The 20,897-nt window shown below is 66.6% G+C and carries 15 protein-coding genes; 11 read left to right on the top strand and 4 right to left on the bottom strand.

Going from position 1 to position 20,897, the window contains the following annotated elements:
- Positions 1-2 precede the first annotated feature (2 nt).
- The 9 genes from HPY67_11475 to tssI all read left to right on the top strand — a co-directional run bounded on the left by HPY67_11475 (position 3) and on the right by tssI (position 12,992).
- Positions 3-680, top strand: coding sequence for a DotU family type IV/VI secretion system protein (locus tag HPY67_11475; protein ID NPV05341.1), 678 nt, complete (start codon positions 3-5; stop codon positions 678-680).
- Entirely contained in the window at positions 677-4,150 is a 3,474-nt protein-coding gene (locus tag HPY67_11470) for a type VI secretion system protein ImpL (GenBank protein ID NPV05340.1), read from the top strand. The genes HPY67_11475 and HPY67_11470 overlap by 4 nt, the downstream gene beginning before the upstream one ends.
- Positions 4,147-6,534, top strand: a complete 2,388-nt coding sequence (gene tssA / locus HPY67_11465) for a type VI secretion system protein TssA (protein ID NPV05339.1) — start codon at positions 4,147-4,149, stop codon at positions 6,532-6,534. Before HPY67_11470 ends, tssA begins: the two co-directional genes overlap by 4 nt.
- A gap of 33 nt (positions 6,535-6,567) precedes the next feature.
- Positions 6,568-7,053: a type VI secretion system contractile sheath small subunit gene (tssB, locus tag HPY67_11460; GenBank protein ID NPV05338.1), complete on the top strand. Its 486-nt coding sequence runs from the start codon at positions 6,568-6,570 to the stop codon at positions 7,051-7,053.
- A gap of 12 nt (positions 7,054-7,065) precedes the next feature.
- On the top strand, positions 7,066-8,550 hold the full coding sequence (tssC, locus tag HPY67_11455) for a type VI secretion system contractile sheath large subunit (GenBank protein ID NPV05337.1): 1,485 nt from the start codon (positions 7,066-7,068) through the stop codon (positions 8,548-8,550).
- Between the two features lie 185 nt (positions 8,551-8,735).
- Positions 8,736-9,221 carry an Hcp family type VI secretion system effector gene (locus HPY67_11450; protein NPV05336.1) on the top strand — a complete coding sequence of 162 codons (486 nt, stop codon included), beginning with the start codon at positions 8,736-8,738 and terminating at the stop codon, positions 9,219-9,221.
- Positions 9,222-9,505: 284 nt separating this feature from the next.
- Positions 9,506-10,237 (top strand): hypothetical protein, encoded by a 732-nt coding sequence (locus tag HPY67_11445; protein NPV05335.1) that lies wholly within the window; start codon positions 9,506-9,508, stop codon positions 10,235-10,237.
- A 53-nt stretch (positions 10,238-10,290) separates the two neighbouring features.
- Positions 10,291-10,848: a hypothetical protein gene (locus tag HPY67_11440; GenBank protein ID NPV05334.1), complete on the top strand. Its 558-nt coding sequence runs from the start codon at positions 10,291-10,293 to the stop codon at positions 10,846-10,848.
- 35 nt (positions 10,849-10,883) lie between these two features.
- Positions 10,884-12,992: a type VI secretion system tip protein VgrG gene (tssI, locus tag HPY67_11435; protein NPV05333.1), complete on the top strand. Its 2,109-nt coding sequence runs from the start codon at positions 10,884-10,886 to the stop codon at positions 12,990-12,992.
- 284 nt (positions 12,993-13,276) lie between these two features.
- Here the strand turns inward: tssI and tssH are convergent, their stop codons facing one another.
- The 4 genes from tssH to tssE are packed head-to-tail and all read right to left on the bottom strand — an operon-like array spanning position 13,277 to position 19,083.
- Positions 13,277-15,916 carry a type VI secretion system ATPase TssH gene (gene tssH / locus HPY67_11430; GenBank protein ID NPV05332.1) on the bottom strand — a complete coding sequence of 880 codons (2,640 nt, stop codon included), beginning with the start codon at positions 15,914-15,916 and terminating at the stop codon, positions 13,277-13,279.
- Complete coding sequence (tssG, locus tag HPY67_11425) at positions 15,913-16,944, bottom strand: type VI secretion system baseplate subunit TssG (protein ID NPV05331.1); 1,032 nt, start codon at positions 16,942-16,944, stop codon at positions 15,913-15,915. Before tssG ends, tssH begins: the two co-directional genes overlap by 4 nt.
- Positions 16,908-18,641, bottom strand: coding sequence for a type VI secretion system baseplate subunit TssF (gene tssF / locus HPY67_11420; GenBank protein NPV05330.1), 1,734 nt, complete (start codon positions 18,639-18,641; stop codon positions 16,908-16,910). Before tssF ends, tssG begins: the two co-directional genes overlap by 37 nt.
- A gap of 31 nt (positions 18,642-18,672) precedes the next feature.
- Complete coding sequence (tssE, locus tag HPY67_11415) at positions 18,673-19,083, bottom strand: type VI secretion system baseplate subunit TssE (protein ID NPV05329.1); 411 nt, start codon at positions 19,081-19,083, stop codon at positions 18,673-18,675.
- 336 nt (positions 19,084-19,419) lie between these two features.
- On the opposite strand from tssE, the gene HPY67_11410 reads away from it, so the two are divergent.
- Together HPY67_11410 and HPY67_11405 are read left to right on the top strand one after the other, a co-directional pair.
- Entirely contained in the window at positions 19,420-19,905 is a 486-nt protein-coding gene (locus HPY67_11410; GenBank protein ID NPV05328.1) for a chemotaxis protein CheD, read from the top strand.
- The gene (locus tag HPY67_11405) at positions 19,902-20,765 is read left to right on the top strand and encodes an HDOD domain-containing protein (GenBank protein NPV05327.1); all 864 of its coding nucleotides are present in this window, start codon (positions 19,902-19,904) and stop codon (positions 20,763-20,765) included. The genes HPY67_11410 and HPY67_11405 overlap by 4 nt, the downstream gene beginning before the upstream one ends.
- Positions 20,766-20,897: the final 132 nt, after the last annotated feature.

Below are 20,897 nucleotides of genomic sequence, written 5' to 3'. Positions count from 1 at the left end.
CCATGCACCTGAGCGACTGCTTCATCGACCTCATCGCCTACGTCACCTATTTCCTGCGCTCCGTCGAGAGCCGCCAGCCGTCCTTCGAGCGGGTCCGGGGGGACATCCAGCGGCTCGTCGCCGCGAGCGAGGAAAACCTGAAGAAGGGCCTCGTGCCCCAGGAGGATTACGACCAGGCGCGCTTCGCCGTCTTCGCCTGGATCGACGAGGCGATCCTCGCCTCGCCGTGGCGGGAGAGGGACCTCTGGCTGCGCGAGCAGCTCCAGCGCGTCCACTACCGCACGACGGACGCCGGCGAGACGTTCTACGAACGCCTGGGCGCCCTGGGCGCCCACCAGCGCGAGGTCCGCGAAATCTACTACCTGTGCCTCGCCCTGGGGTTCAAGGGCCGCCACCACAGCGACGAGTACGCCCTCGAGCAGCTCAAGACCTCGAGCCTCAAGCTGCTCATGGGGAGCTCCCTGGGCATCCCGTCCCTCGAACGGGTGGAACTGTTCCCCGAGGCGTGGCCCGCCGGTTCGGTGGACCCGGGCACCCGCAAGCGGCCGCCGCGCTGGTCCTGGATCACCGTGGCCTGTGTCGCCGGGCCGGCCGCGCTGTTCGGCCTCCTGTTCATGATGTACTTCTTCATCCTCGGCCATGTGGGCGAGAATTTCCTGCGGGCGGTGTCATACGGATGAAAGAGCGGATCCTGAAAATCCTGAAAGTCGTCCTCGCGGTCTTCGTCGTCGCCCTGGCGATCACGCTCGTCCTCGGGCTGGTGCTGCTGATGCGCTGGCCCCTGTGGGTCGGGTTCTTCCTCGCGCTGCTCTTGGCGGGACTGGCGATCGGGGGCGTCGCGGCCTGGAAGGTCTGGAAACGCCGCCGCGAGCAGCGGTTCGTCCGGGAGGTGATCGAGCAGGACGAGTCGCGCCTCCAGGCGCTGAGCGCCAAGGAGCGCGACGACCAGCGGGAGCTCCAGCAACGCTGGAAGGAGGCGGTCGACACCCTCCGCGCCTCCCACCTGAAGAAGCGGGGAAATCCCCTGTACGTCCTGCCCTGGTACATGGTCGTCGGCGAGAGCGGCTCGGGGAAGACGACCGCCCTGAGCAGCGCCCGTCTCGCGTCGCCCTTCACCGACACCGGACGGACGGCGGGGGTCTCGGGCACCCGCAACTGCGACTGGTGGTTCCTGGAGAACGCCATCGTCGTCGACACGGCCGGCCGCTACACGATCCCCGTCAACGGGGAGCCGGACAGGGACGAGTGGCAGAGGTTCCTCTCCCTGCTCGTGAAGTACCGCCGGCGCGAGCCCCTCAACGGCCTGATCGTGACCGTGGCGGCCGACAAGCTCGTGGGCGCAGGCCGCGAGGCGATCGAGGAGGAGGCGCGGACGGTCCGGCGCCGCATCGACGAGATGATGCGGGTGCTCGGCGTCAAGTTCCCCGTCTACGTGCTGGTGACGAAGTGCGACCTCATCCAGGGCATGAACAGCTTCTGCGCCCAGCTGCCCGAGGGGAGCCTGCGCCAGCCCATGGGCATGGTCAACCAGACCCTCTCGACGGACGTCGCCGCCTTCACGGACAGCGCCATGAAGACGGTGGGCAAGCGCCTGCGCAACATGCGCCTGCTGCTGCTCTACCAGCTCCAGTCGAAGCAGGCGGACCCGGCCCTGCTCCTGTACCCCGAGGAGTTCGAAGGCATGCAGCCGGGCCTCGAGGCGTTCATGAAAACGCTCTTCAGCCACAACCCCTACCAGGAGACCCCCGTGCTGCGGGGCCTGTTCTTCTCCAGCGGCCGCCAGGAGGGCAGCCCCTGGTCGACCTTCACCCGCAAGCTGGGGGTCGCCGACGACCGGGAGGTCCTGCCCGGGACGGCACGGGGCCTGTTCCTGCACGACTTCTTCGCGAAGGTCCTGCCCCGGGACCGCAACCTCTCCACGCCGACCCGCCGCGCCCTGGAGTGGAGGACCCTGACGGGAAACCTGGGGCTGACGGCCTGGGTTGTCCTGTGCGTGGCCCTCTGCGGCCTGCTGAGCTTCTCCTTCGTCAAGAACCTGCAGACGATCAGCGAGACCGCCGTGGAGATCCCCCGGATGCCCGCGCTGCGGGGCGACCTTGCAGCCGACGCGGCGGCCCTGGATTCCGTCCGCAAGGGGGTGGTGCGGGTGGAGGAACAGAACCGTAACTGGTGGATCCCGCGGTTCGGCCTGCACGAGAGCCTCCGCGTGGAGCGGGAACTCAAGGCCCGCTACTGCGGCCTGGTCCGCGAGGGCCTCGCGCAGCCCTTCGACCGCAGGCTCACGGACGCCCTGCGCGCCCTTCCCCCGGGCCTGCCCGACGAGCAGGTCGCGCCCTTCATGCTCCACCTGACGCGCCGCATCAACGTGCTGCGGGCCTCGCTCGAGCGGGGCGGTCTCGAGGCGATGCGGAAGAAACCCCAGCCGGCCTGGCTCATCCCGGGCCGCGACGGGCAGGGAGCCGGCCCGGAGCTCAACGCGACCCTCGGTGACATCCACCTCCACTACCTGGCCTGGCGGTCGGACCCCGACGAGACCCGCCGGGAGATTGCCGCCCTGCAGGTCATGCTCGGCCAGCTCCATGCGCGGGCACCGGGGATGTCCTGGCTGCTCGCGCTCGCGGAGTTCGAGGCCGGTCTCGCCCCGGTGACGCTCGAGGAGTTCTGGGGGCCGGGCCAGGCCCTCGCGGGAGAGCGGCAGGTGCCGCCGCGCTTCACGGGCAAGGGCCGGCAGGCGATCGACGGCTTCCTCAAGGAGCTGGAGGAGGCCCTGCCGGAGACGCCGCAGCTGGCGAAGAGCCGGGCCGAGTTCGACGCGAAGTACCGCGCGCTGGCCTTCGAGGCCTGGAAATCCTTCGCCGAGGGTTTCCCCGGCGGCGCCGCACGCCTCAAGAACCCCCGGGACGTGCAGCGGGTGGCCGCGCGGATGGCCCTCGACGGGGGCCCCTACTTCGTCTTCCTCAACCGCCTCACCGTCGAGCTCGAACCGCTGGTCGCGGGCTGGACCGCGCCGCCCTGGATCGCCCAGGTCCTGCAGTTTCAGCTCATCCGGGCCCAGGGACTCGCCCAGGAGGCGAGCGGGACCCTGAACCGGGCCGCGGAGAGCGGAAGGCAGCTGCTGGCCGCGGTGGAGCAGAAGCTCGGACGCGAGGCGGCGGCGAAGAGGCTCGAGCAGCAGATGGCGGCGGCACAGGCCTTCGGCGTCTACAAGGCATCGCTGGCGGCCATCGCGCCGGCCGTGGCCTCGCGCAACCAGGCCTACCAGCTCACCGCGCAGGTCTTCGGCGAGGACCCCGTCGCGAGCAAGTCGCCCTTCTACGCCGGCTACGCGGCCCTGGACAAGGTCCGGAGCGCGATCGGCGACGGGGCGGCCCCCGACGAGACCGTGGGCCGTCTCATCGCGGGCCCTCTGGATTTCCTCTGGGCGTACGCCTGCCGGGAGACGGCGGCCCAGCTTGAAAGCCAGTGGAACGAGCAGGTGCTGGCGCCCGTGGCGGGCATGAGCGCCCGCGAGGCCTCGGCGCTGCTCGTGGGAACGGACGGCCTGGTCTGGAAGTTCGTCAAGGGTCCCGCCGCGCCGTTTCTGAGCCGCAGCCCCCGAAGCGGCTACCACGCCAAGGAGGCCCTCGGCTCCACGATCCCGCTGGACAGGGCCCTCTTCGCCTACCTGAACAAGGGGGCCCAGGTCCAGGCCAAGGCCCAGGCCTCGCCGAGGCAGAGCACCTACACCGTGGGCATCCGGGGCCTGCCGACGGAGGCCAACCGGGATGCGAGCATCCAGCCGCACGGCACGCGCCTGGAGCTTTACTGCGGCGGGAGCATGCAGACGATTGCGAATTACAACTACCCCGTGCACAAGACCTTCAGCTGGTCGCCGGATGCGTGCAGCGACGTGATCCTGCAGATCGAGGTGTCGGACTTCGTCCTCACGAAACGCTTCATGGGGCCGCAGGCGTTCCCCGAGTTCCTCAAGAGCTTCGGCGGCGGCCAGCGGACCCTGCAGGCCGGCGAGTTCCCCGGTGAGAAGGCGGCCCTTGCCCGCCTCGGGATCAAGTGGATCAAGGTCCACTACCAGTTCTTCGGCAGCGGGCCGGTCATCCAGACCATCACGACACCAGCGGGGCAGGCCCCGGGGAGAATCGGCAGGCGATGAGCGCGGTCGTGTCCATCCAGACCTGGCGTTTCGCCGCCGCGGGGAAGCACCCCGCGGCCAAGGACTTCATCCGGCTGGCCGAAGGCGGCCCCTTCTTTGAGGGGTTCGAGAGCTGGGTGGACGGTGGCTACAAGGCGCTCACCGCAGAGGCAGGCGCCGCGCCCGAGTTCTGCTCCTGGCGCTTCTGGTCAAAGGGCGCCGGCAGGGATGCCCTCGTCTGCGGCGTCATCCGCGAAAGCAGCGACGGCGTGGGCCGGCCCTACCCCTTCTTCCTCATCGGCACGGGGCCGCTGCGGGACTGGGAGGAGCACTGGGACCTCCTTCCCTTCGCCTGCGAGAACACCTGGTGCCAGCTCGAGTACCTGGCCACGCACCGTTTCGATGACGTGGCGAAACTCGAGGCGGAGCTCGCCGGCGTCCGGCCGCCGTCCGGCGCGTGGCAGGAGCACGCGGAGCGGCGCAAGAGCCTCAACGAGATCGGCTCGCCCCTGGACCCCTATGCCTCCTTCCTGGATCTCAGGCAGCTCGGCCGCAAGGCCGCCGCGCTGGCGGGCCGGGCCGAGATGTTCGTGAGCCTCGACCGCGGGGCTTACGTCGACAGGATCCTGCAGGTGAGCCTCTGGCACCACCTCTTCCGGGAGGCCCTCAAGCAGGCCCCCAGCACCCTCTTCATGGGCGGCACGCTGGAGAAGGCCTGCCTGGCCGCCTTCAAGCGGTCGCTCGCGCCCCCCGACTTCGTGCAGCTCTGGTCCGTCTCGTCGGCGGGCCTCTGGAACAACACGATCGGGCCCGAGCACTCCATGGACCTCTCGTCGCTGGGCAAGGCGCCCGTGTCGGCCGAGAGGCCCTGCGGCTCCGATGTCCGGTACGACCCCGCCTTCGAGGAGCTGCAGGCCGAGGTGGACAAGCTCTCGTCGCCGAGCGCCTCGGGCAGCGTCAACTGGGAGAAGGTCGTCCGCTTCGCCTCGGACATCCTGGCCCACAAGTCCAAGGACCTCGTCGTTGCGGGGTACCTCGCCGTGGGCTTGGTCTACACCCGGCAGCACGAGGGCCTTGCCATCGGCGTGAAGCTGTTGACGGACCTCGTGGGGAAGTACTGGGAGGAGCTCTACCCGCCGAGGGAACGGATGCGCGGCAGGCTGCGCGCCATGGAGTGGTGGGCGGAAAAGACGGAGGCCGCCGTTCGTCAGCTGCCGCAGACGCCCGTCCCCGCGGCCCTGGCGGCGAAGCTGGCCGAGCACACGGGGCGGCTCGAGCAGTTCATGCGCCGGCATCTCGACGGGCCGCCCTCCCTTGCGGCGATCCGCGAGTGGCTCTGCACGCTCTGCCCGCAGGAGGAGAAAGCGGAGCCCGAGACCCCGCAGGCCCGGGCTGCCCCGCAGCCGGCCGAGCCCGTACCCGCCGCCGGTCCCGTGCCGGACGCGGCGCCCTCGCCGGCGGCGGCGGAACCCGGAATCCGGTCGCCCCAGGGCGCGCAGCGGGAACTCGAGAGCCACCTGCAGCGGCTGCGCGAGATCGCCGGCCGGCTCTGGCAGCAGGACCCGGCCAACCCGCTCGTCTACCGGCTCAACCGCAAGAGCCTCTGGCTTTCCGTGGAGAGCCTGCCGCCCGCCGCGGGCGGGCGGACGCGGATCCCGGCGCCGACGGGCGAGGTCGCCCGGATGCTCTTCGACCTGCGCAACACGGGCAACGCCGAGGCCCTGCTGAAGGCCGCCGAGGGGCGTCTGCCCCAGTTCATCTTCTGGCTCGACCTCAACCGGCTGGTTGCCGAGGCCCTGGCCCGCCTCGGCAACCGGCACCTGAAGGCGCACGGGGTCGTCTGCCAGGAAACGGCGTTTCTGCTTTACCGCCTTCCCGGCCTGGAAAATCTGTCCTTCGCCGACGGCACGCCCTTCGCCAACCCGGAGACCCGCAACTGGCTCAAGGGCATCGCCCTCCATGCCCGGCCCGCCGGGGAGGCAAGGACCGACGCCCCGCCCGGCGCCGTCCCGGGCGAGGACCGGATCGCCGGCGAGGTCGCCGAGGCCGAGGCCCTCGTCGGCCAGGGCCTCCTCCTGGAGGCCCTGGAGACGCTGCAGCGCAACCTGAAACAGGCATCGTCCGGCCGCGACCGGATCCTCTGGCGGCTGGCCGTCTCGCGGATGCTCATCGAGGCCAGGCAGGGCAAGCTCGCCCTGCCACATCTGGAGCAGATCCTGCGCGACATCGACACGTACCGCCTGGAGGAGTACGAGCCCTCCCTGACGCTTCGGGGGCTGAAACTGGTCCTCTCGGGCCTGGAGTCGCAGCCGGAGGCCTCGTTCAAGACGAAAACGGCCGATGTCCTGTACCGCATCGCCCGGCTGGACATGGCCGAGGCGTTGCGCCTGGGGAAATACGGATAACAAGGAAAATGCAATAACACCGAGGAGGAGACCATGGCCAAGGACCCGACCGTCGCGCCGAAGGAAAGAGTCAACATCGTCTACCGCCCCGCCGCGGGCGATGCAAAGGAGGAGGTGGAGCTGCCCCTGAAGATGCTCGTCATGGGCGACTTCACCGGCCGCACCGACGACCGCCCCCTGGAGCGGCGGGAGCCCATCACCATCGACAAGGACAACTTCAACGAGGTGCTGAAGGCCCAGGGGATCACCCTGAACTTCAGCGTGCCCAACCGGCTCTCGGGCAATGCCGACGAGACCATGCACCTGAGCCTCAGGATCGAGTCCATGAAGGATTTCGGCCCCGAGGCGATCGTGGAGCAGGTCCCGGAGCTCAAGCGCCTGCTCGAGCTGCGCGAGGCCCTGCGGGCGCTGAAGGGCCCCCTGTCGAACGTCCCGGAATTCCGCAGGAAGATCCAGGAGCTGCTCAAGGACGAAAACGCCAGCGCAAAGCTTCTCGCCGAGATCGGCATCGAAGAGTAGGGAGGGATAGCGATGAGTACAGCACAAGACCTGAAGAAAACGGCCGCCGCCGGGACCGCGCCGGGGACCTCGCTGCTGGAGGAGATCGTGCAGGCCACGCGGCTGCAGCCTTCCGACGAGGCCTACCCGATCACCCGCAAGGGGGTGGAGGCCCTGCTGGCGCAAATGCTCACGCCGGCCCGCAGGGCGGCGAAGGTCTCCAGGGCCGTCGTGGACGACATGATCGCCGAGATCGACCGCAAGATCGGCATGCAGCTCGACGAGGTGCTCCACCACCGGGAGTTCCAGAGGCTCGAGTCGGGCTGGCGCTCCCTGAAGTTCCTCGTGGACCGCACGGACTTCCGGGAAAACATCAAGATCGAGATGCTCAACGTCTCGAAGGCCGACCTGCTGGAGGACTTCGAGGACGCCCCCGAGATTCCCAAGTCGGGGCTCTACAAGACGATCTACACGAGCGAGTACGGCCAGTTCGGCGGCCAGCCCTACGGCGTGCTCGTCGGCAACTACGAGTTCGGCCCGGGGCCGCAGGACATGAAGCTGCTGCAGTACGTGGCGGGCGTGGCCGGGATGGCGCACGCGCCGTTTCTCGCCGCCGCGAGCCCGGCCTTCTTCGGCTACAGCGACTTCGCCGCGCTGCCGAACCTCAAGGACATCCGGTCGATCCTCGAGGGGCCGCAGTACATCAAGTGGCAGTCCTTCCGCGAGACCGAGGACGCCCGCTACGTGGGCCTCACGCTGCCCCGCTTCCTGCTGCGCCTGCCCTACGACCCGGAGAACGCGCCGGTGAAGAGCTTCGCCTACCGCGAGAACGTCTCCGGCAGCCACGGGGACTACTGCTGGGGCAACACGGCCTTCGCCCTGGCGAGCCGGATCGCGGAGAGCTTCGCCCAGTACCGCTGGTGCGCCAACATCATCGGCCCCCAGGGCGGCGGCGCCGTCACCGATTTGCCGCTGCACCAGTTCGAGGCCATGGGCGCCATCCAGACGAAGATCCCCACGGAGGTGCTCATCTCGGAGCGCCGGGAGTTCGAGCTGGCCGAGGAGGGCTTCATCGCCCTGACCATGCGCAAGGGAAGCGACAACGCCGCCTTCTTCTCCGCCAACTCGGCGCAGAAGCCGAAGTACTTCGGGAGCAGCAAGGAGGGCAAGGAGGCCGAGCGCAACTACAAGCTCGGGCTGCAGCTGCCCTACATGTTCATCATCAGCCGCCTGGCGCACTACCTGAAGGTCATCCAGCGCGAGAACATCGGCACGTGGAAGGAGCGGGCCGACCTGGAGACGGAGCTCAACAACTGGATCCGGCAGTACGTGGCCGACATGGACAGCCCCATGCCCGGGGTGCGCAGCCGCAGGCCCCTGCGCCAGGCCCAGGTGAAGGTCGAGGAGGTGGAGGGCGAGCCCGGCTGGTACAGGGTGTCGCTGAAGGTGCGGCCCCACTTCAAGTACATGGGCGCCTACTTCACCCTGTCGCTCGTGGGCAAGCTGGAAAAGGAGTAGAAGCCGGGCGGCCCGTCGCCGGAGGACGATCCCGCGCCGCGCGGTGCCGCGCACGACCGCCCTGCCCTGGAAGGCTTTCGGGGCAGCCGTACCCCGGGAGTCGGGAGCATGCTGATCCATGGGGTTGCCCGGCGTGAGGCCGGGCAACCGATGCGATACAAAATCAAAGGAGGAGGGTTGTATCTATGCCGATGCCAGCACATCTGACCATGCAGGGAGAGAAACAGGGCAAAATCGACGGTTCCTGCGACATGCAGGGCCGCGAGGGGACGATCCTGGTCTACTCCATGACCCACGACGTCCACATCCCCCGCGACCCCCAGTCGGGCCTCGGGAGCGGCAAGCGAATCCACGGGCCGCTGACGATCGTCAAGGAGTACGACAAGAGCTCGCCGAAGATCTACCAGGCGCTCTGCACGGGCGAGCACCTCAAGACCGTGACCATCAAGTGGTACCGCATCAACAAGCAGGGCAGCGAGGAGCACTACTTTACGCACACCCTGGAAGATGCTATCGTCGTCTCCGTGAAGCCCAGCACGCCGCTGGTCTTCCTCGCCGAGAACGAGCCCTACCGGCACATGGAGGAGGTGTCCTTCACGTACAAGAAGATCAAGTGGACCTGGGAGCCTGACGGGATCGAGGCCGAGGACTCCTGGGCCGTGCCCCGATAATGACCGGTGCATAGACTCTCGCAGGGCCCTCCCCGACCCGGGGAGGGCACGACCTTTTCCCGTCGGTCCTCCGTGTTCGGTTCGATTGAAAAAACCGACGGCGAGGAGGATTGCTTGCAGCAGGGACTTTGCCTTTTCCGTATGGACCTGAACGGCAAAACCGGGCAAAGGCTATTTCCTGCACGCATGCACGTTGGCGGCAGCCCAGGCAACAGAAGAATCGCGACTTCACCGAGGTGGGGCTGTTGAGGATAGCATCCCCTTCACAAGGAGTGTGCCTACCGATGAAAAAGGGTGTCGCCTGTCTCATTTTATCGTTGATTGTAATGCTGCTGCACGCATCTGGAGTCGAAGCCGATCATCCTGATTACGTTTCCGTAGGGAATGTTAACCTTGGCACTGCACTGGGAACAACGAACGAGTGGTCCGCCACTGCCTACCAGGTCAGGGAGACGGATACCGTCTCTCTGGAGATGACAGAAAAGCCCGCCAGATTGTGTTTCAATCCGCTGAATGATTCCGGTACGAGGCAGTGTTTTTATGCAAAGGACGGGAGCGAGGCATTCCCGATTTTTGTGGAATTGAAACTTGTCGCGATTCGTGAATCCCGCTCACCGAAATCGGGAGTATTGTTTGTCGCGGAGGCAGGGGGTAAGGTCGAGCCGACACGCCTCATTACGATATGGACGTATCATTCGCGCAGCGGCACGTTCCATAATCTCTTGCCGACGACACGAATCAATCTCCAGGGGGAATACGTCATTATCCCAAATTTGCATGGCATCGAGGGGGTTTTTGTCACCGCGAACAGGATTTGGAATGCGGAAAGGGAGACTCTGTATGGAAACCATAATTACACCATAAGAATATATACCCTTCAAAATGCGGAAAGTTACGGCTTGAAGAGACAGTATGTGACCCGGAAAAAGTACCCCGGATTGGACGATGCAGAAAAAATTGACGTGATTTCCAGCGAGATGAAAACCATAAAGAAGCTTATTGGAAGCAAGCCATAAAGGCACGTCATATGCCTACTGTGTCAGCGAAAAAAGGCCCCGGCAAGTCGATTATGTATACTGATCAAAACGGCAGACAAACCATCAGGAAGAACGGATCCCCCGCCTGGCGAAATAACAACCCGGGCAACATCATCAAAGGCAGTTGGGCAACAAGGCATGGGGCAATAGGGGATGACGGGAAATTTGCCATTTTCCCGGACGTAGAAACGGGCAGAAAGGCGAAAAGAGAACTGATCAGGGGAAAGTACGGAGATTCTGAATCGATCAGGAAGATGATAAGGGTTTACGCGCCCAAATCCGACAATAACGACCCTGAAACGTACGCTGATCATATTAAGAAATGGACCGGTCTGGACGTAGACAACACAAATATAAAGGATCTCAAGCCCGAGGAGATGGAAAAACTTCTCGATGCCATGCAGAGACAAGAGGGCTTTCAGGAAGGCACGATTGAGGTCATCGAGCCTTCCAATCAAAAAGCTTCACCACCGCAAGGGGTCGTCCCGCCGCAGCCTGTCCCGGGCCGTATCCGGGACCGGTGGTGGATAACGGATGGAAATCTGAATGACGGCGGTCTCACTGACCGCTGGAAGAAAATGATGCCGTAGTGCTTCGAAGGAAGTGATCATGGGAGGGGATGATCATGGCCGTGATGGAGACGATTGCCGATGCGCTGAAGGCGAGCAAGATCAAGTTCAGCGTATCGGGCGCAGACTACCGGATCGCCGTCGAGAGCTTCAACGCCGATGAGAAGATCTCCGCGCCTTTCGATGTCAGCCTCTCTCTGATCAGCGAGGACCAAATCAAGGCCGCGGATGTGATCGAGAAGCAAGGGCTGCTGACGGTAGTGGGGCAAACCGGGGATCGCTATTTCCACGGCGTTATCAGCCAGTTCATGCTGTCCGGGAAAAACGGGCGGTTTTATCTGTATCAGGCAAAAATGGTGCCCTCCATCTGGTTCTCGATGCTCAACCAGGACTGCCGCATCTTCCAGGAGAAATCCGTCATCGAGATCGTCAAGGAGATCCTCAAGGACAACAACATCCCCACGGATCGATACGAATTCAGGCTCACGGAGAGCTACGAACCGCGCAGGCATTGCGTTCAATACCGCGAGACCGACCTCATCTTCATCTCCCGTCTCCTCGAGGAGGAAGGGCTCTTCTACTTCTTCGAGCACTACCGGGACAAGCATGTGCTGGTCTTTGCCGACAGCACCATCGCCTACAAGCCGATCGAGGGCAATCCAAGGGTGACATGCAACGCCGGCGGGGGTCTCGTCGCGCAGGAAGAGTCCGTCAGCGAGTTTGCCCTCACGCGCAGTGTCCGCCCCGGCAAGATCGTGCAGACGGCCTACAACTTCAAGAAACCCTCGCTCGACCTCACCGTCCAGCGCCAGGGCAAGACCCACGACAAGTACGAGATCTACGACTACCCGTGCAACTACGGCCACACGGAGCGCGGCCGGCGGCTGGCAAGGATACGGCTCGAGGAGCAAAAGACCTTCGAAGAGATGGCCGAGGGCAGCAGCAACAGCCCGAGGCTCATACCGGGCTTCACGTTCGAGCTCGACGGCCACGATTTCTCGGAGTTGGACCGGAAATACGTCTGCGTCATGGTCAGACACAACGGCTCGCAGTTTCATGTGCTCGGCGAGAAATCGGGTATCGGGGGCGATTTCAGCTATCAGAACCATCTCACAGCGATTCCCGCGACGGTTCCCCTGCGCCCGGGAAGGGCCATCGACAAGCCGGTCATCCAGGGTCTCCAGACCGCCACGGTCGTGGGCCCGGAGGGCGAGGAGATCTACACCGACGACTGGGGCCGCGTGAAGGTGCAGTTCCACTGGGACCGCCTGGGGAAGAGAGACGAGAAGAGCTCCTGCTGGCTGCGCACGGCGCAGGCCTGGGGGGGCGGGGGCTGGGGTGCCCAGTTCATCCCCCGCGTGGGCGACGAGGTGCTGGTGGCCTTCATGGAGGGAGACCCGGACTGGCCCATCATCGTGGGCTGCCTCTACAACCAGGACAACCAGCCGCTCTACGACCTTAGGCACCACAAGACGCAGAGCGGCATCCGGACCCGCAGCTACCCCAAGGGCGAGGGCTTCAACGAACTGCGCTTCGAGGACAAGCTGGGCGAGGAGCACATCTACCTGCAGGGCGAGCGCGACTGGAACATCCTGATCAAGAACGACAAGGGCCAGAGCGTGGGCCATGACGAGACGCTCGCGGTGGGCAACAACCGCATCAAGACCGTGGGGGCCAGCCAGAGCGAGACGATCGGGGTCAACAAGGAGATCCGGGTCGGGGCCAACCACAGCGAGACGATCGGGCAGAACATGAGCCTGAACGTGGGCTCGAACCAGAGCGTGACGGTGGGGGGCGCGAAGACGGAGACCGTGACGCTGGCCTCGGCGGAGACCGTGGGCGGGGCCAAGGCGCTGACCGTGGGCGGGGCGCTGGCCGTCACGGTGGCGGGGGCCATGAACACGGCCGTGGGTCTCGGGCAGGCCGAGGAGGTGGGGCTCATCAAGAAGACGATGGTGGGCAAGAGCTACGACATCGCGGCCGGGGACAGCATCAGGATCACCTGCGGCAAATCCTCGATCCGGCTCGACAAGGACGGCACCATCGAGATCAGCGGCACCGGGGTGTCGGTCAACGGCTCGAGCCGGGTGGCCGTCGCGGGGCAAGACGTGGAGATTGCCGCGTCGCACCATGTCCAGATCAGCGGAGACACGGACATCAACTAGCAGCCCTTCCCCGTTTCCCGCTCCCGCCTGCCGGGCGCCCGATCCGCACGTGCAGCCGTTTCACGCGGTCGCCCCGCGCACGACGTCCACGATTCATGCCCGACGGAACGCTCCGGTTCCCCCGCGAACAGGCGCCCCTGGCCCTCACCGATGCGTATCGCGGCGAGCCCAACGGGAGCAGCGTCCGGCAGGAAGGCGACCTTGCGCCCCATGAGCCCCTATGCGACGTGATCGACTCGGCACGGCTCACGCCCCGCCGGCCGGGTCGGGACGCGCTGATAACTCTACATCCCCGCCGGGTTCGAAAAGCGGATGCGGAAAGCCCCGTCCTGCATTTCCAGGCGGACCTCGGAGGGCATGGCCGCATCGCCCATGCGGGCGAGAATCTCCCGCGAGAGCTGCGGGAGAATCGTCGCGCGCAGGATGTGTTCGATGTTGCGGGCGCCCGTCTCCACCTCGGTGCACCGCGCCGCGATCTGCCCGACCACCTCGGGCGACCAGGTCAGCTTCATGTTGCTGTTTCCCGCCATGCGCGCGGCCAGCCTGTCGAGCTTCAGGGAGACGATCTCCTGCATGCAGGCAGGGTCGAGGGTGTAGAAGGGCACGATCGTCATGCGGGCCAGCAGCGCCGGCTTGAAGTGCTTCGACAGGATCGGCCGGATCGCCCCGACGAGCGCCCCGGCCGGTGGGCGCCCGTTTGCGGCGCAGAGCCGGGCAATCACGTCGGAGGCCAGGTTGCTCGTCAGAAAGAGGACCGTGTTGCTGAAGTCGATGATGCGGCCCTCGCCGTCGGCGAGCGTCCCCTTGTCGAAGACCTGGTAGAAGAGGTTGACCACGTCGAGGTGGGCCTTCTCGACCTCGTCGACGAGGATGACCGAGTAGGGCCTCTGGCGCACCGCCTCGGTCAGCACGCCGCCTTCGCCGAAGCCCACGTAGCCCGGGGGCGACCCGATGAGGCGGCTCACTGTGTGCGCCTCCTGGAACTCGCTCATGTTGATCATCGTCAGGAAGCGCTCCCCGCCGAAGAGCAGGTCCGCCACGGCCAGCCCCGTCTCCGTCTTCCCCGTGCCGCTGGGGCCGACGAGGAGAAACACCCCCATCGGCTGGCGGGGGTCCGCAAGCCCCGCCTTCGACGCCCGGATGATCTCGGCGATGGAGGCCATCGCCTCGTCCTGCCCCCTGATCCGCCGGCGCAGGTCCTCCTCGAGGCTGACCACGTTGCGGACCTGGTCGCGCAGCACCCGGCCAAGGGGGATCCCCGTCCAGTCGGAGACGACCCTGGCGACGACATCCGGGTCGACCTCGACGCGCACGAGCGGCGAGCCTGCCTGGATGGCCTCGAGTTCCCGCGTCGCGCCGTCGAGCTCGTTCTTGAGTTCCTTTCGCCTCTCCTCCTCCCGGCCCTCGCCCGCAAGCATGCAGAGCTCCCGGCGCAGCGAAACCATCCGCTGCGCGATTGCATGTTCCCTTCCCCAGCGCTCCCGGAGCCGATCCGTCTCCCCGCGGAGCCGCGCGAGCTCTTCCTCGATTGCGAGGGGCCGCGCTTCGTCGATGGCGATGCCGTGCAGGCGGTCGCGCTCGAGGGCCTTCTTCTCGCGCTCCAGGGCGCGCATGGACCGCTCGCGGTCCTCGAGGGCGTCGGGCTTGGCCGTGAGCAGAATCTTCACCCTCGCCGCACTCGTGTCGAGCAGATCCACGGCCTTGTCGGGCAGCTGCCGGCCCGAGATGTAGCGGCCGGAGAGCTCGGCGGCGGCCACGATCGCGTCGTCGCGGACGACGACGCCGTGCGCCGCCTCGTAGCGGTCCTTCAGGCCCCGCAGGATGAGAACGGCCGTCTCCACGTCGGGCTCGTCGAGCTGGACGGGCTGGAAGCGCCGGGCCAGCGCGGCGTCCTTCTCGAAGTACTTCTTGTACTCGGACCAGGTCGTCGCGGCGATGGTGCGCAGCTCGCCCCGGGCAAGCGCCGGCTTGAGCAGGTTGGCCGCGTCGCTCCCCCCTGCCTGCCCGCCCGCCCCGATCAGGGTGTGGGCCTCGTCGATGAACAGGATGATCGGCGCGGGCGAGGCCTTGATCTCGCTGATGACGGACTTGAGGCGGTTCTCGAACTCCCCCTTGACCCCGGCCCCGGCCTGCAGCAGGCCCATGTCGAGCCCCAGGATGGAGACCCCTCTCAGGAGTTCCGGGACGTCGTCCTCGACGATGCGCAGTGCGAGCCCCTCCACGACAGCCGTCTTCCCCACGCCCGCCTCGCCCACGATGATGGGGTTGTTCTTGCGCCTGCGGGCCAGGATGTCGATCATCCGGGCGATTTCCCGGTCGCGGCCGAAGACGGGGTCGATTTCCCCTGCCCGCGCCTTGCCGGTGAAGTCCGTGCAGTAGCGCCGGACGGCGGCGGCACCCGACGGGTCGGGCGGCGCGCCGCGTTGCGGGGCGTCCCCGCGCGAGGCGCTCTCGACGGAGGCGCCGGCAACGGCGGCAAGCGCAGCGTAAAGCGCATCGCGCGTGACGGGCTTGAGGAGGTCGATGCAGCGCCCTTCGGCAAGCCGGTAGAGCCGGCCCACCAGCGCGCCCAGCAGGGCGGCCGAACGGATGCGCTGCTCCTGGAAATCGATGGAGGAGACGAGCCACGCCTCCTCGAGCCACTCGATGAGCAGGGGGGAGAAAACGGGCCTGCCGGTATTCCCGGTGCGCAGGGCCTCGAGGCACTCCTCGACGGCCTGCTTCAACCGGCCCGCATCCACGCCGAGTTGGCGCAGCAGCAGCGGGATGTCCGACCGGGGCTCCTCGAGAAGGCTGCCCAGGCAGTGCTCGACGGTCACCTCGTAGTGCGTGCGGGCGACACAGGCGCCCGCCGCCCCCTCGAGGGCGGAGGTGCAGAAGTCGTTGAGGCGGCCCAGCAGGGCCTTGAGGTCGACGGTGATCATCCGGCCGACCCCTGTTGCAGCGGGAAGACAGCGCTCGTCTCCCCGATGCGCTCGCCGGAAAACACCCAGGTGTCGAGCCCCAGCCTCGACATCGCCGCACCGCCCAGGCGCGTCGTCCGGGCCTCCCCCTGCGCCAGCACGAGTTCCACATCCCGCTCGAGGGGGTCCTGCAGGTACAGGCGCGTCAGCAGGGCGATCCGTTCGTGGTCCCGGCTGCCAGGCAGGAGGCGCTGGAATGCGCCGAGGTCCACCGGGCCGACACGGAGGCGGATCTTGCCCGTGCGGTCCTCGATTTCCCCGCCGAGGACGCTGTCGATGCCGAGTCGGCACCCCGACCGGCCGAGGTGCAGCCGCTGTTCGGCCGGGATGCGCACGCGGCGCCGGCAGCACGGGAGGACCCGCACCGGCACCCCCGGGAAGGCATCGCGCAGCATGGTCTCCAGCCCCAGGGCGCTGCGGGGGTGCTGGGTGAAAATGCCGATGTAGCGCAGCAGGGACTGCGCGTCGGCGAGCCCCTGCCGCAGTCCGGGCTCGCCCAGGCCCAGGAGGCAAAAGAGCCTCTCCAGGTCCTCCGCGCTTCGCTCCTCGCAGACCCGGAAGAACAGGCGGTATTTCAGTGCGCACCGGAAGAAGAGGGCAAAGAGCCGGTGATTGAAGATGTCCAGGAAGTCCCGCGTCACCGACTCGTCGGAGGTTTCATCCTGCAGGAGGTCCTCCGTGTAGAACGCGGGGAGCGGCGAGGCGGGCCCGTAGAGCCCCAGGAAGGTCGCGGTGACCCGGAAACCGGCTTCATCGCCTCCCGTCCTTTCGACGGCGGCGATGTCGGCCGCGGGGAAACCCAGCGAATTGGCCGGGCGGATCCTCAGGTGCCGCCGTCCCGGAGCAGGGCCTGCCGCATCCCCGGGGGTCTCCGCGTCGTGGCCGAGCAGCCGCATGAGGCGCAGGACCTGGACGAATGCGTACTCGTGCCCCCTGCCCAGCAGGTCCGCCGTCAGATCAGCGGGTGATTGCCCAGCCTGGCCGGCCATCGGTAGGTCTCTCCTTTCATCGTTTCCCGGATGCCGAGGCTCGTGAACGAGTTGACGGAGGCGTAGCCCCCCAGGAAGACGTCCAGGACGGAGCCGAAGAGGAACAGATCGCCCGTCGAGACGTAGTGATCGCGGCGCAGCCTGAACGTCACCTCGCGTCCCCTCACCGGCAGCCCGCCGACGAGGCGGTCCGACGGCCTGTCCTCGACCTGCTCGATGCCCGCGATGCGCTTGCGGTTGGCCAGGACGGCCGACCGGTCGCGGCACTCCGGAAAGACGTACAGGTCCAGCAGGGCCCGCAGCCGGTCCGGGTGGGCGAGCGAAAGGTAGTTGAGCGACAGGTGCGAGACGAGCCGCCACAGGAAGTTCGTGGAAAGCGGCGGAAACACCGCCGGCGTGAGGGGCTTGATGTTCCGGAAGGTCGCAAACTCCGGCGAGGCCCCCGTGGCGACGCAGATGTCCCCGACGCGCAGGCTTTCGGGCAGCGTGCCGTTGGTGCACGTCAATTCGACGGAAAGGGTCTCGGGCCGCGGCACACCCGCCTCGGGCGGGTAGGCCACGGAGAGAAACACGTCGGCCCCGGGCCCGACGGGGGAGCGCCTGCAGGTCGTGTGATAGACGGGTGTCGAGCGGACGTCGGGGTTGAAATGCTCGAAGGGCAGGTAGCGCCTCTCCGCGGCGCTCCCCTGGATGAACCCCGTCACGGCGTCGACGGCATAGACCTGGCCGCTGCCCGCGTGGTAACCGGCCGGGCGCACGGGGTACCAAGGGCGGCGGTGATCCAGCGCGATGGGGTCCGCCTCGTGCGCGAAGAGGTTGACGACGGGGGTGGCATGGAGGGCGACGTCGTCCCGGCCCAGCCGTGCCGGGCGCACGGGAAGGGCGTCGAACTCGAAGCGGACCTCGAATTTCGACCCGCCCCCCCTGTCCCGCCAACGGTCCCAGCCGGAGAGCCCGACGTAGAGAAACTTTTCCGGCGAGACGAAATACTCCTGCAGGACACGGTAACCCGGGAAGGCGTGAGACGGGTAGGGAACGAGGGCCGCCTGTTCGGAAAAGCCTGCGTCCCGCAGGCACTCCGGGGGCAGTGCGGCCGCATCGCCGCCCTCGAGCGGCTCGAGGACGACCCGCTTCAGGTGCCGCATCAGCAGGAAGTACAGGTCCGATGCCTCGGCGTAGTCACCGGCCAGGAAAAAGCGGAGCGACTCCGGGCGCCAGTCGGAGAGCCGGAGCCCGACGAGTTCCATCAGCAGCCGCACCTGCGGGGGCCGGCCCGGGGGCTGCTCGAAGGCGGCCTCCAGGAGCGTCAGGGGATGGATCTCCACGTCGCTGCAGGTCCGGAACAGGCACGGCGTCCCATCGACAGGGAGCGAGGCCAGAGGGGTGCCCGCCGGGATTGTCGCGGGCTGCCTGAGCGTGGCCTTCGGCGTGAAGACGACCGTCGACGTGGACGGAATCGGCCGCAGGTAGTGCGGCCAGATGATCCGGACCAAGTCCTGGATGATCTCGGGGAAGTCGTCGTCGAGCTTCTGGCGCAGCAGGGCCGTCTGGAAGGAGACGCCTTCCAGCAGTCGCTCCACGTCGGGATCCGCCGCCGGCCCGCTCAGCATGGGGGCCAGGGCCGGGTAGGCCTTTGCGAAGGAGGCGCCGAGCTCCCTGAGCTGGTTCATTTCCTGTTGAAAATACCGGTTGATCATGTCGGCCCCTACCCCTCCACGGTGTTTCCGGTCAGCCCTTCAGGCTGACCTTCCCGTCCGAATCCACGATCGTCTCGATCAGGACATTCCTGCCCGACTCGCCCCGGAGCTGCGCCACGACCTGAAACCGCAGGCACAGGACGTCCTCCTCCTGGTGCATGAAACGCACCCGGACGGAGGTGAGCCGCGGCTCGTACTCCTCGATGGCCTGCCGGATGCTCCTCTCGATCTCGGTGACCGATTCGGGATAGGACAGCATGAAATCCGTCAGGTCCGGCACCCCGTATGCCCCGGAGATGGGCACGTTGCCCTGCCGGGTGTTGAGGATCCGCTGCAGGTGGGCCACGATGGAATCGATCTGCCGGCGCAGCTCTCCCCGGCCCCGCCTTCTCGGCTCGTTTTTCCAGGTTCGGATGCGCTCCAGAAGCCTCTCTTCAGCCATGCGGCCTGCACCGGAAATCCGCCACGGCCCCGGTCACCTTAGGCCGCCGTAGAAAAAGGGCTGCCCTGTTTCCGGACCGGCCGCACCTGGGTCCCCCGCCCCGCGGATCTCATGTAATATTTTGAGATAATTGAATATTTTAACCGGAAGCTTATTCCAACGCAGGGGGAAGTCAAGTACCAAAGATGTATGATTTTGCCTACGACGTAAGTATTAGCCAGCGGTGCGTGGCACGAAGGATGCAAACATTCCGGGAAAACGTGTCCGTTTCTTGATTGCAAGGACGGCAACCTGTAAACACGAACCGATCCAGCCACAACCGCAACAGGTTGCACCATGCCCCAGATCCTCGTCAAGCTGGCTGATTTCACCGCGAGCAACAATCCGCAGGACCAACTCGTCGTCTACGGGCTGGGATCCACGGCGGCCGTCATGCTCTACGACCGCGAGACAGCGACCGGCGGCATCGCCCACTTCATGCTGCCCGATTCGGCGTCGGACCCCCAGCGGGCCCGGGAGTACCCGGCCATGTTCGCCGACGTGGCGATCCCGCTGCTGATCGAAACCTGCACGCAAAAGGGTGCGCGCCGGGAGTCGCTCACGGCCCGCCTGGCCGGGGGGGCGATCCTGATGGGCCAGGGGATCTCCCGCAGCATCAGCGAGGGCAATATCGCGGCGGCCCGGCAGATCCTCGGGAAGTTTGCCATCCCGCTGACGGCGGAGGACACCGGGGGCAACCACAACCGGGCCGTGCGGATGGACATCTCGACGGGGAAAACACTCGTGAAGCGGCCTGACGGCGGCTGGGAGGAGATGGCATGAATCTCGACAGCGCAATCCGGAATTCCATGACCCGGCTTCCGGCCTTTCCCGCCACGATCCACAAGGTGACCGGGCTCATCAACAACCCCGATTCCTCGCTGACGGAACTCGTGGAGGTGATCCGTCTGGACCAGTCGATCACGGCCAACATCCTGCGGATGTGCAACTCGGCCTACTTCGGGCTGCGGCACAAGGTGGACAACGTGCACGACGCCATCATGTACCTCGGCAGGCAGAACGTCGTGCGGGCCGTCATGGCCGCCGGCATGTCGCGCTTCTTCAAGAGCACGCCGGGCTACGAGACCGAGGCGAGGGAGCTCTGGGAGCATGCCGTGGGGACCGCCCTGCTGGCGCAGATCCTGGCGGAAAGGGTCTCCCGGCATGCGGACGCAAGCCTCTTCACCGCGGCGCTCCTGCACGACATCGGGAAGATCGTCCTCGGCGAGTTCGTGAAGGACAAGTACGCCGAGATCAAGAAGATCGTCGCGGAGCAGTCCCGCCCGTTCCTCGAGGCTGAGGAGAAGGTGCTCGGCATGAACCACGCCACGCTGGGAGGCATGATCGCCGCGCAGTGGAAATTCCCGGAGGACATCCGTGTCGCGATCGCCTACCACCACCGGCCGGACCGCCTGCAGGGCAAGGCGGACCGTATGTCCTGGGTCATACATCTTGCCGACCAGGGCTGCCTCATGCTGGGCATCGGCCGGGGCGCCGACGGGCTGGCCTACGACGGGGTGGACGGGGCCCTGGGCCGCCTGGGGCTCACGCAGCAGGACTACGAGGAGTCCCTCGCCCGGCTGGTGAAGGAAATGGACAACGCGCGGGAGATGGTCGGGATCGTGCAGGCCGCGCCGAATTGAGAATCCCGTGTTGCGCCCCGATCGCAAGGGGCCGGCCGGATTTCGGCCGGCCCTTTTTTCGTCTGCCCAGACAGTTGCCACGTTTGGCTTGCAGTGGGCGTCGCGGCCGGGGTATAGGATGCGGGCGGGAAT

The organism is Syntrophaceae bacterium, assembly GCA_013177795.1.
Lineage (GTDB): Bacteria > Desulfobacterota > Syntrophia > Syntrophales > UBA2192 > UBA2192.
Note: the sequence above shows the minus strand (reverse complement) of the source record. Positions and strands in the feature narration are given on the sequence as shown.